The sequence below is a fragment of the Streptomyces sp. JW3 genome (genome assembly GCF_052216785.1).
Lineage (GTDB): Bacteria > Actinomycetota > Actinomycetes > Streptomycetales > Streptomycetaceae > Streptomyces.
This window is the reverse complement of record NZ_JBQOUX010000016.1, coordinates 61,551-72,904: the sequence shown is the minus strand read 5'-3', so window position 1 is coordinate 72,904 and position 11,354 is coordinate 61,551. Positions and strand designations below refer to the sequence as shown.

Below are 11,354 nucleotides of genomic sequence, written 5' to 3'. Positions count from 1 at the left end.
TGGCGGCATGGCTACCCATGTGATCACCGGAGCGGGCTCCGGCATCGGCGCGGCCGTCGCCCGCCGCCTGCACGCGCGCGGGGACGAGATCGTGCTGCACGCGCGCGACGCGGGCCGCGCCAAGGAACTGGCCGCCGCTTTCCCCGGCGCCAGGACCCTCGTCGGCGACCTGGCCGACCCGGACAAGCTGTCCTGGGCGCTGTCCCACCAGTCGCTGCCGGACCGCGTCGACTCGCTCCTGCACATCGCCGGCGTCGTCGACCTCGGACCGGTCGGGGAACTGACCCCGAAGTCCTGGCGGCACCAGCTCAACGTCAATCTCATCGCACCCGCCGAGCTGACCCGGCTGCTGCTGCCGCAGCTGCGCGCCGCGCAAGGGCACGTCGTCTTCGTGAACTCCGGCGCCGGGCTCAACGCGGGCGCCGAGTGGGCCGCGTACGCCGCCTCCAAGCACGGACTGAAGGCCCTCGCGGACTCCCTGCGCCAGGAGGAGCACGCCGGCGGGGTCCGGGTCACCTCCGTCTACCCCGGCCGCACCGCAAGCCCCATGCAGGCCAAGGTGCACCAGCAGGAGGGCAAGGAGTACGACCCGGCGCGCTGGATCGACCCCGAGTCGGTCGCCACCGCCCTCGTGATGGCCCTGGACCTGCCCCGGGACGCCGAGGTCAACGACCTCACGGTGCGCCCCGGCCGGTGAGCGGGCCGCCGCGGGTTCCGTAGGCTGCACCGGTGAGCGAAAACAGCCAGACCAGGTTCGGTGCGGCCACCGGCGTCGGCTCCATGCCGGGCCAGGACGCGCGCGAGGCCGTCAAGACCGTCACCGGTACGTTCGAGGACTTCCCGTACCTGCCCGAGCTGCCCGCCCGCGGGCCCGGCGCCGACATGATCGGGCGCACCGCCGGGATGCTCGTCGAGCTGTACGCGCGCGTGGAGCCCAGCGGCTGGCGGCTCGGCGACCGGCCGGGCCGGGACACCCGGCGGGCCCGGTCCTGGCTGCGCGAGGACCTCGACGCCCTGGAGGAGTACACCCAGGGTTACGAGGGGTTGCTGAAGGTCCAGGCGGTCGGGCCCTGGACGCTGGCCGCCGCGCTGGAACTCAGGAACGGCGAGGCGGTACTGAGCGACCCCGGCGCCTGCCGCGACCTCGCCGCCTCGCTCGCCGAGGGGCTGCGCCAGCACCTCGCCGAGGTCGCCCGCCGGATCCCCGGCGCCACCGTCGTGCTCCAGCTCGACGAGCCGTCCCTCACCGCCGTCCTGCGCGGACAGATCAAGACCGCCAGCGGCTACCGCACCCACCGGGCCACCGACCGGCAGGTCGTCGAGGCCGGCCTGCGGGACGTCCTCGGCGTGCACGGCGGCGGCCCGGCCGTGGTGCACTCCTGCGCCCCCGACGTCCCGTTCGCCCTGCTGCGCCGGGCCGGCGTGGACGGCGTCTCCTTCGACTTCGCGCTGCTCACCGAGCGTGACGACGAGGTGATCGGGGAGGCCGTGGAGGGCGGTACCCGGCTGTTCGCCGGTGTCGTGCCGGGCGCGGACGGCCCATTGTCAGACCCTGCCGGTAGCGTTTCGGGTGTCAGAACGCTGTGGCGCAGGCTGGGGCTGCATCCGGGGCTTCTCGCGGAGGCGGTCACGGTGACTCCGGCGTGCGGACTCGCGGGCGCGTCCCCCGAGTACGCGCGGCGGGCGCTCGCCCACTGCGTCCGGGCGGCGAGATCACTCGCGGACAACCCAGAGTAACGGGAGGACATACACGGTGGCCGGCGACAAGCAAGCGGAGACCACGAGCGTGCCCGCCGAGGCGCGGGAGCAGCACGCCCAGCTCGCCGAGCGGATCGAGGAGCACCGCTTCCGGTACTACGTGAAGGACGCCCCCGTCGTCACCGACGCGGAGTTCGACCGGCTGCTGCGCGAGCTGGAGGCGCTGGAGGCGGAGTACCCGCCGCTGCGCACCCCCGAGTCCCCGACCCAGAAGGTCGCCGGGTCCTACGAGACGGAGTTCACCGCCGTCGAGCACCGCTCCCGGATGCTCTCTCTGGACAACACGTTCAACGAGGAGGAGCTGACCGCCTGGGCCGAGCGGCTGCACAAGGAGCTGGGCGAGCAGAAGTTCCACTTCCTGTGCGAGCTGAAGGTCGACGGACTCGCCGTCAATCTCACCTACGAGCACGGCCGGCTGGTCCGCGCCGCCACCCGCGGCGACGGCCGCACCGGCGAGGACATCACGCCCAACGTGCGCACCATCGCCGACATCCCCGAGCGGCTGCACGGCGAGCGGGTGCCCGGCCTCGTGGAGATCCGCGGTGAGGTCTACTTCCCGATGGAGAAGTTCGAGGAGCTCAACCGCCGGCTGGTCGAGGCCGGCGACAAGCCCTTCGCCAACCCGCGCAACGCGGCGGCCGGTTCGCTGCGCCAGAAGGACCCCCGGGTCACCGCCACCCGCCCGCTGCACATGGTGGTGCACGGCATCGGCGTCCTGGAGGGCTACCCGGGTCCGACCCGGCTCTCCGAGGCGTACGGGCTGCTCAAGGAGTGGGGGCTGCCCACCTCCCCGTACAACCGGGCCGTCGACACCCTCGCCGAGGTGCACGAGTTCATCGCGTACTACGGCGAGAACCGGCACTCGGTGGTGCACGAGATCGACGGTGTCGTGGTCAAGCTGGACGAGATCCGGCTCCAGGGCCGGCTCGGCTCCACCGCGCGGGCACCGCGCTGGGCCATCGCCTACAAGTACGCGCCCGAAGAGGTCAACACCAAGCTGGTCGACATCAAGGTGGGCGTCGGCCGCACCGGCCGGGTCACGCCCTACGCGCAGGTCGAGCCGGTCACCGTGGCCGGCAGCGAGGTCGAGTTCGCCACCCTGCACAACCAGGAGGTGGTCAAGGCCAAGGGCGTGCTCATCGGCGACACCGTGGTGCTGCGCAAGGCCGGTGACGTGATCCCGGAGATCCTCGGGCCGGTCGCCGACCTGCGGGACGGCAGCGAGCGGGAGTTCGTGATGCCGGCCGAGTGCCCCGAGTGCGGGACGCCGCTGAAGGCCATGAAGGAGGGCGACATCGACCTGCGCTGCCCCAACGCGCGGACCTGTCCCGCCCAGTTGCGGGAGCGCGTCGCCTACCTGGCCGGCCGGCAGTGCCTGGACATCGAGCACTTCGGGGGCGTCGCCGCGGCCGCGCTGACCCGCCCGCTGGAGCCGGCCGACCCGCCGCTGGTCGACGAGGGCGACCTGTTCGACCTGACCGTGGAGCAGTTGCTGCCCATCAAGGCGTACGTCCTGGACCCGGACAGCGGGCTGCCCAAGCGCGATCCCAAGACCGGCGAGGAGAAGGTCGTCACGGTCTTCGCCAACCAGAAGGGCGAGCCGAAGAAGAACACCCTCGCGCTGCTGAAGAACATCGAGGAGGCCAGGACCCGGCCGCTGGCCCGGTTCCTCAACGGGCTCTCCATCCGGCACGTCGGACCGGTCGCCGCGCAGGAACTCGCCCGCCAGTTCCGCTCCGTGGACCGCATCGACCAGGCCACCGAGGAGGAGCTGGCGGGCACCGACGGGGTCGGGCCGATCATCGCCGCCTCGCTCAAGGAGTGGTTCGCCGAGGAGTGGCACCGCGAGATCGTCCGCAAGTGGAAGGCGGCCGGCGTCCCCCTGGAGGAGCAGTCCACCGGCGAGGACGAGGGCCCGCGCCCGCTCGAAGGACTCACCGTCGTCGTCACCGGCACCCTGGAGCGCTACACCCGGGACGGCGCCAAGGAGGCGCTCCAGAGCCGGGGCGCCAAGGTGACCGGCTCGGTGTCGAAGAAGACCTCGTTCGTCGTCGTCGGCGACAACCCCGGCTCCAAGTACGACAAGGCGGTGCAGGCGAAGGTCCCGGTGCTCGACGAGGACGGCTTCGACGTCCTGCTCGAACAAGGGCCCGAAGCCGCAACGGATGTCGCGCTTTCGGCTGAGGAATAGCGGTTGAAGGCCACCCGTTCGGTGCATATCAGATGCATAAGGGTGGCCAGGGCGCAATCGGGCAACCGTCGCCGACCGGTGCCCGTGGAAGCCTTCTGCGGCCTACTGTTGAGATGTGCGCCTGCCGTGCCCAACCGCGGCCGGGGCATCCCCGTGCTCCGAAGGAGCCGGGAAACGGACTTTCCCACGCGGCCCGTCGACGGCCCCCGGGCATCGGGCCGCGTGGCGTGGGCACCGCCGGCTGTGAGAGGGACGGGAATGGAACCGACCGAGAGCGCCGCCCCGGGCTCACGGCTGCGCCCGCGCCGCCTGTTGGACGCGGCGCGGACCGGCCGGCGGGCCGAGCGGCCCGCGCCGGAAGGCGGTGGCCAGGGACACGCCGTCCGGGCCGCGCCGGCCGGCCGCGGCCCCGAGCGCGCTTCCGGCCTGCCGGACCCCGACGCCGAACGGCACCTGTCCTGGCCCGCGTTGCCCGCGGCGGTGGTGGCGGCGGCCGGGTTCGTGCTCGGCGCCGGGTTCTACCGGGCCTTCACCGACGGGCACGCGCTCTTCCCGTCCGGCGCGGCCGGCTGGTCGCTGGCCCTGCTGACCGGCATCGTCGTCGGTCACCTCGTGCTGCTCGGCCGGGCCCGCTGGTGGGGCGGCACCGGCTCCGGCGCCGCCCTCACCCTCGCCGTCCTGCTGCTCTACGGCTGGGTCCCGGCCGGCATGGTCAGCCTCACCGTCGTCGTCCTGGTCGGCGTCGCCCGCCGCGGCCGCTGGCGCCAGGGCGTGCTGCACGGCGCGGTCGACATCCTCGGCATCGCGGCCGGCGCCGCCCTGCTGGGCGCCTGCGGCGCCGCGCCCTCCGTGGAGGACCCCTGGGACCCGGGCGGCTGGACGGTCGCCGCCGCGCCCAAGGTGGTGCTGGTCGCCGTCGCCTACCTCGCCGTCACCCGCACCCTGCTGTGGTACCTGCACACTCCGCGCCCCGGCCTGCCCACCATCGCCCGCACCGCGCTGGCCAGACAGGGCCTGGTCGCCATCGCCCTGCTCGGCATCGCGCCGCTGATCTGCGTGGTCGCCTTCGCCCAGCCGGTGCTGCTGCCGCTGTTCGCGATCCCGCTGATCGCCCTCGACTCCACCCTGTGGATCGCCCGCGCCCGCGCCGAGGAACAGCTCCGCGACCCGCTGACCGGCCTGCCCAACCGGCAGTGGCTCCAGGAGCGGATCTGGACCGCGCTGGACGACGCCGAGCGGATCGGCGTGCGTACCGCCCTGATGCTGATCGACCTGGACCGTTTCCGGTCCGTCAACGACACCCTGGGGCACCTGGCCGGCGACCGGCTGCTGCTCCAGATCGCCGACCGGCTGCGGCTGGCGCTGCCGCGCGGGGCGGAGGCCGCGCGGCTCGGCGGCGACGAGTTCGCCGTCCTGCTGCCCGTCGCCGACTCCACCACGTCCGCCACCCAGGTCGCCCGCGGCCTGGTCGGCGCCCTCAGCTCCCCGCTCGACCTGGACGGACTCACCCTCGTCCTGGAGGCCAGCGCCGGGGTCGCCGTCTTCCCCGACCACGCCGTGGACGCCGAAGGGCTGCTGCGCCGGGCCGACGTGGCGATGTACCAGGCGAAGCGGGACCGCACCGGCGTCGAGGCGTACGAGTCCAAGCGGGACTCCAACACCCCGGACCGCCTCGGTCTGCTCGGCGACCTGCGCCGCGCCCTGGACGCCCGCGAGGTGCAACTGCACTACCAGCCCAAGGTCCGCTTCGACGGACAGGTCGCGGGCCTGGAGGCACTGGTGCGGTGGGTGCACCCGGAGCGCGGCAAGGTGCCGCCGGACGAGTTCATAGCGATCGCCGAGTCCTCCGGGCTGATGCCGCACCTCACCGAGTACGTGCTGGACACCGCGCTCGCGCAGGTCGCCCGGTGGCGGGCGCAGGGCCTGTTCGTGCCGGTCGCGGTCAACGTCTCGCCGCGCGACGTGCACACCCCCGGCTTCGCCGGCCTGGTCGCCGCCCGGCTCGCCCGGCACGGCGTCCCGGCGGGCGCGCTCCAGCTGGAGATCACGGAACACGTCCTCCTGGAGGACCCGCAGCGCGCCGCCGACACCCTCGCCGGGCTGACCGGGCACGGCGTGAAGATGTCCCTGGACGACTTCGGCACCGGCTACTCCTCCCTCGTCCATCTGCGCAGACTGCCGGTCAGCGAGCTGAAGATCGACCGCTCCTTCGTGGCCCGGCTGGCCATCGACAACGAGGACGCGGAGATCGTGCGGTGCACGGTCGACCTGGCGCACTCCCTCGGCCTGCTGGTCGTCGCCGAGGGCGTGGAGGACGACGAGACCTGGGAGCGGCTGCGCGACCTCGGCTGCGACGCGGTACAGGGCTGGCTGGTGGCGGCGGCGATGCCGCCGGACGAGATGACGGCCTGGCTGCGGGCGCGGGGGTCGCGCGGCTGGCAGCGGCCCGCTGCCGCGCTGCCGGCGGTGGTGGAGGAGTAGAGCGGCCGGTGCGGGCGCCCTGCAGGGGCGCGCGGGACCGCGCGACCAGCCACATGGCCCCCGCACCCGGCGATGAGGCGCATCTCGTCTAGAAGCGTGCGCACAGCAGCGCCAGCCGGCGGTCGTGATCCGCTTCCGGCAGCCGGCCGCTCCGCATCAGTGTCACCAGGCCGTGCAGGCCGGCCCAGTACGTCTCGGTGAGCAGCGCCGGGTCGTCGCCCTCGGCCGCGATCGGCGTCACCGCCGCGGACAGTTCCTCGAACGCCGCCCACAGCGCGGCCGGTGCCTCGGGCGTGGCGAACGGCAGGTCCACGGCGAGTGTGAACATCGCGTCGTACAGCGCGGGCCGGCGCCGCGCGAACGCCGTGTACGTCTCACCCACCGCGGTGAGGGCCGCGCGGCCCGGCGGTGCCCCGGTGCGGGCCGCGCGCAACTCCCCGGCCAGCTCCGCGCACCCCTCCACCGCGACCGCCGCCATGATCGCGCCCTTGCCCTTGAAGTGGCTGTAGAGGACCGGCTGGCTGTACTCGATCTCGGCCGCCAGCCGCCGGGTGGTCACCGCGTCCCAGCCCTCGGCCTCGGCCAGTTCCCGCGCGGCGGCGACGATCAGCCGCTCCCGCTCCGCTCGTTCGCGCTCCCGGCGCGTCTGGATCGACATGACCGCGATTCTAGCAGCGCTAGCCATCCTGTCGATGCTCTGCTAGCTTCGCTCTAAGATCTAGCAGCGCTAGCAAGGAGTTCTGGCATGACCGTGACCGCGTACGTCCTGGCCGTCGTCCTCGACCTCTTCATCCTGTTCATCGGAGCGCGCTTCCTGCTCCGGCCGCACCCCGCCGCGGCCGGCTACGGCGTGCCCGCCAAGCCCGACGGCGACGCCGCCTACCTGTCCGTCAAGGGGGTCAGGGACCTCAGCTACGGCGTGCTGGGCCTGGCCCTGCTGGCCTTCGCCGGGGCCCGCGCGGAGGCCTGGTTCATGCTGGTCGTGGCGATCGCGCCGCTCGGCGACACCCTGATAGTGCTGCGCCACGGCGGTACGCGGGCGGTCGCCTTCGGCATCCACTTCGCCACCGCGATCGTCGTCCTGATCAGCGCGGGCCTGCTGTTCGCGGTCTGACCGCGAGGCGGCGAAACCGCCGAGCGGTCAAGGCGGCGGAACCGCCGGCCGGCAAGCCGCGAAACCGCTGACCGGAAGGCGGGGAAACCGCCGCCCGGCCCGCCGTGCAGCCGCCACCGGACAACCGTTTAACGGCCGAAGGGCGCCGCCCCATAGGATTGGGCGACATACCGGAACACCCACTCTCACCCCAGAGGAACGCTGCATGCCTGGCATCACGCGCGAGGAGGTCGCCCACCTCGCCCGGCTGGCGCGTCTGGAGCTGAAGCCCGAAGAGCTCGAGCACTTCGCGGGACAGCTGGACGACATCATCGGCGCGGTCGCCCGCGTCAGCGAGGTCGCCGACCAAGACGTACCGCCGACCTCGCACCCGCTCCCGCTGACCAACGTCATGCGGCCGGACGAGGTCCGTCCGTCGCTCACGCCCGAGCAGGCGCTCTCCGGCGCCCCGGCCCAGGAGCAGCAGCGTTTCAAGGTGCCGCAGATCCTGGGGGAGGAGTAACCCGCCATGACGGACAGCCCCATCATCAAGCTCACCGCGGCCGAGATCGCCGCGAAGATCGCCTCCGGCGAGCTGACCGCCGTAGAGGTCACCGAGGCGCACCTGGCCCGGATCGAGGCCGTCGACGAGAAGGTGCACGCCTTCCTGCACGTCGACCGCGAGGGCGCGCTCGCCCAGGCCCGTGCCGTGGACGCCAAGCGCGAGCGCGGCGAGCGGCTCGGCCCGCTGGCCGGCGTTCCGCTCGCGCTCAAGGACATCTTCACCACCGAGGGCGTGCCGACCACCGTCGGCTCCAAGATCCTCGAAGGCTGGATCCCGCCGTACGACGCCACGGTCACCAGGAAGCTGAAGGCCGCCGACGTCGTCATCCTCGGCAAGACCAACATGGACGAGTTCGCCATGGGGTCCTCCACCGAGAACAGCGCGTACGGGCCGACCGGCAACCCCTGGGACCTCACCAGGATCCCCGGCGGTTCCGGCGGCGGTTCCTCCGCCGCGCTCGCCGCCTTCCAGGCGCCGCTGGCCATCGGCACCGACACCGGCGGCTCCATCCGCCAGCCCGCGGCCGTCACCGGCACGGTCGGCGTCAAGCCGACCTACGGCGGCGTCTCCCGCTACGGCATGGTGGCCTTCAGCAGCAGCCTCGACCAGGGCGGCCCCTGCGCCCGTACGGTCCTGGACGCGGCGCTGCTGCACGAGGTGATCGCCGGCCACGACCCGATGGACTCCACCTCCATCGACGCCCCGGTCCCCGCGGTCGTCGAGGCGGCCCGCAACGGCGGCGTCGAGGGCATGCGGGTCGGCGTCGTCAAGCAGTTCCGCGGCGAGGGCTACCAGGCCGGCGTCATCCAGCGGTTCGACGAGTCGGTCGAGCTGCTGAAGAAGCTGGGCGCCGAGATCGTCGAGCTGGACTGCCCGTCCTTCGACCTCGCGCTCTCCGCGTACTACCTGATCGCGCCCTCGGAGTGCTCCTCCAACCTGGCCCGCTTCGACGGCCTGCGCTACGGCGCCCGGGTCGGCGACGACGGCACGCACTCCGCCGAGGAAGTCACCTCGCTGACCCGCGAGGCCGGCTTCGGCCCCGAGGTCAAGCGCCGCATCATGCTCGGCACGTACGCACTGTCCAGCGGGTACTACGACGCGTACTACGGCTCCGCGCAGAAGGTCCGGACGCTCATCACCCGCGACTTCGAGAAGGCGTTCGAGCAGGTCGACGTGATCGTCTCGCCGACGACCCCGACCACCGCCTTCGCGATCGGCGAGCGCGCCGACGACCCGATGGCGATGTACCTCGCCGACCTGTGCACCATCCCCACCAACCTGGCGGGCAACGCGGCCATGTCGCTGCCCTGCGGCCTCGCCCCCGAGGACAACCTGCCGGTGGGGCTTCAGATCATCGCCCCCGCCATGAAGGACGACCGGCTGTACAAGGTCGGCGCCGCCGTCGAGGCCGCCTTCGTGGAAAAGTGGGGCCACCCGCTGATCGAGGAGGCACCGTCGCTGTGAGCAAGCTGTCGAAGGCCAAGGGCTTCAAGAAGTCCAAGAACGGCCTGTACCTGTCCATGGCCACCACCGCGTTCGGCGCGCTCAGCGTCGCCAAGCAGGCGAAGCTCGCCCGGACCGAGAGCGACACGCTCCGGCTGGTCGACGCCGCCGTGTCCGCCGCCGCCATCGTCACCGGCCTCGCCATCCTCTACCGCGAGCTCAAGCGGCTGGGCGACGACGACGTCCTGCTGGGCTGAGAGGGAAGTAGCACCGTGACCACCACGACCGACCTGGTGTCGTACGAGGACGCACTCGCGTCGTACGACCCCGTCATGGGCCTCGAGGTCCATGTCGAACTCGGCACCAGGACCAAGATGTTCTGCGGCTGTTCGACCGAGCTCGGCGCCGACCCGAACAGCCAGACCTGCCCGGTCTGCCTCGGCATGCCCGGCGCCCTGCCGGCCGTCAACGCGACCGGCGTCGAGTCCGCCATCAGGATCGGCCTCGCGCTCAACTGCGAGATCGCCGAATGGTGCCGCTTCGCCCGGAAGAACTACTTCTATCCGGACATGCCGAAGAACTTCCAGACCTCCCAGTACGACGAGCCGATCGCCTTCGACGGCTACCTCGACGTACAGCTGGAGGACGGCGAGACCTTCCGGGTGCAGATCGAGCGCGCCCACATGGAGGAGGACACCGGCAAGTCGCTGCACGTCGGTGGCGCGACCGGCCGTATCCACGGCGCCTCGCACTCGCTGCTCGACTACAACCGGGCCGGCATCCCGCTGATCGAGATCGTCACCAAGCCGATCGAGGGCGCCGGCGAGCGCGCGCCGGAGGTGGCGCGGGCGTACGTCCGTGAGCTGCGCGAGGTCATCAAGGCGCTCGGCGTGTCGGAAGCCCGGATGGAGATGGGCCAGATGCGCTGCGACGTGAACCTGTCGCTGCGCCCGCACGGCCGGGAGAAGTTCGGCACCCGGTCCGAGACGAAGAACGTCAACTCGCTGCGGTCCGTGGAGCGCGCGGCCCGCTTCGAGATCCAGCGGCACGCGGCGGTGCTGAGCGGTGGCGGCACGATCATCCAGGAGACCCGCCACTTCCACGAGGACACCGGGTCGACGACCTCGGGCCGGGTGAAGGAGGAGGCCGAGGACTACCGGTACTTCCCGGAGCCCGACCTGGTGCCGGTGGCGCCCGCCCGCGAGTGGGTCGAGGAGATCCGCGCCCAGCTGCCCGAACTGCCGCTGGTGCGCCGCAACCGGCTGCGCGAGGAGTGGGGGATCTCCGGCACCGACATGCAGTCGATCCTCAACGCCGGCGCGCTGGAGCCGATCGTCGCCACCATCGACGCCGGGGCCGACGCGGCGTCCGCCCGCAAGTGGTGGATGGGCGAGCTGGCCCGCAGCGCCAACGAGTCGCAGAAGCCGCTGGACGAACTGCCGATCACGCCCGAGCAGGTGGCCCGGGTGGCGGAGCTGGTCGCCAAGGGCGACCTGAACGACAAGCTGGCCCGCCAGGTCATCGAGGGCGTGCTGGCCGGTGAGGGCACGCCGGACGAGGTGGTCGAGAAGCGCGGTCTGAAGGTCGTCTCGGACGAGGGCGCGCTGTCGGCCGCCGTGGACGAGGTGATCGCCGGCAACGCGGGCATCGTCGCCAAGATCCAGTCCGGCAAGGTGGCCGCGGCCGGCGCGCTGGTCGGCGCCGTCATGAAGGCGACCCGCGGCCAGGCGGACGCCGCCCGCGTCAAGGAGCTCATCCTCCAGAAGCTGGGGGTCGAGGAGGGCTGAGCCACGCACTCCTCATGAAGAGGGGCACGCCGGTCA

The 11,354-nt window shown here is 72.5% G+C and carries 10 protein-coding genes; 9 read left to right on the top strand and 1 reads right to left on the bottom strand.

Translation table 11 applies throughout. The annotated features are described in order from the left end of the window. Window positions 1-7 precede the first annotated feature (7 nt). The 4 genes from ACTT8P_RS09810 to ACTT8P_RS09795 all read left to right on the top strand — a co-directional run bounded on the left by ACTT8P_RS09810 (window position 8) and on the right by ACTT8P_RS09795 (window position 6,430). The gene (locus tag ACTT8P_RS09810; protein ID WP_442831157.1) at window positions 8-697 is read left to right on the top strand and encodes an SDR family oxidoreductase; all 690 of its coding nucleotides are present in this window, start codon (window positions 8-10) and stop codon (window positions 695-697) included. A 32-nt stretch (window positions 698-729) separates the two neighbouring features. Next, window positions 730-1,737, top strand: a complete 1,008-nt coding sequence (locus ACTT8P_RS09805; RefSeq protein ID WP_442831156.1) for a methionine synthase — start codon at window positions 730-732, stop codon at window positions 1,735-1,737. Window positions 1,738-1,753: 16 nt separating this feature from the next. Further along, the gene (gene ligA, locus ACTT8P_RS09800) at window positions 1,754-3,949 is read left to right on the top strand and encodes an NAD-dependent DNA ligase LigA (RefSeq protein ID WP_442831155.1); all 2,196 of its coding nucleotides are present in this window, start codon (window positions 1,754-1,756) and stop codon (window positions 3,947-3,949) included. A 258-nt stretch (window positions 3,950-4,207) separates the two neighbouring features. Next, window positions 4,208-6,430 (top strand): putative bifunctional diguanylate cyclase/phosphodiesterase, encoded by a 2,223-nt coding sequence (locus tag ACTT8P_RS09795; RefSeq protein WP_442831154.1) that lies wholly within the window; start codon window positions 4,208-4,210, stop codon window positions 6,428-6,430. Between the two features lie 88 nt (window positions 6,431-6,518). Here ACTT8P_RS09795 and ACTT8P_RS09790 read toward each other — a convergent pair whose 3' ends face one another. Beyond that, the gene (locus ACTT8P_RS09790; protein WP_442831153.1) at window positions 6,519-7,088 is read right to left on the bottom strand and encodes a WHG domain-containing protein; all 570 of its coding nucleotides are present in this window, start codon (window positions 7,086-7,088) and stop codon (window positions 6,519-6,521) included. 87 nt (window positions 7,089-7,175) lie between these two features. Between ACTT8P_RS09790 and ACTT8P_RS09785 the strand changes: the two genes are divergently transcribed. The 5 genes from ACTT8P_RS09785 (at window position 7,176) to gatB (ending at window position 11,318) form a co-directional block, all read left to right on the top strand. After that, on the top strand, window positions 7,176-7,544 hold the full coding sequence (locus tag ACTT8P_RS09785) for a DUF4267 domain-containing protein (RefSeq protein ID WP_442831152.1): 369 nt from the start codon (window positions 7,176-7,178) through the stop codon (window positions 7,542-7,544). A gap of 205 nt (window positions 7,545-7,749) precedes the next feature. Continuing rightward, window positions 7,750-8,046, top strand: a complete 297-nt coding sequence (gene gatC, locus ACTT8P_RS09780) for an Asp-tRNA(Asn)/Glu-tRNA(Gln) amidotransferase subunit GatC (RefSeq protein ID WP_003973500.1) — start codon at window positions 7,750-7,752, stop codon at window positions 8,044-8,046. 6 nt (window positions 8,047-8,052) lie between these two features. Beyond that, window positions 8,053-9,552: an Asp-tRNA(Asn)/Glu-tRNA(Gln) amidotransferase subunit GatA gene (gene gatA / locus ACTT8P_RS09775; protein WP_442831151.1), complete on the top strand. Its 1,500-nt coding sequence runs from the start codon at window positions 8,053-8,055 to the stop codon at window positions 9,550-9,552. Next, complete coding sequence (locus tag ACTT8P_RS09770) at window positions 9,549-9,788, top strand: hypothetical protein (RefSeq protein WP_356298039.1); 240 nt, start codon at window positions 9,549-9,551, stop codon at window positions 9,786-9,788. The genes gatA and ACTT8P_RS09770 overlap by 4 nt, the downstream gene beginning before the upstream one ends. Before the next feature lie 15 nt (window positions 9,789-9,803). Further along, a complete protein-coding gene (gene gatB, locus ACTT8P_RS09765; protein WP_442831150.1) occupies window positions 9,804-11,318 on the top strand; it encodes an Asp-tRNA(Asn)/Glu-tRNA(Gln) amidotransferase subunit GatB in 1,515 nt (504 codons plus the stop codon). The last annotated feature ends 36 nt before the right edge of the window (window positions 11,319-11,354 follow it).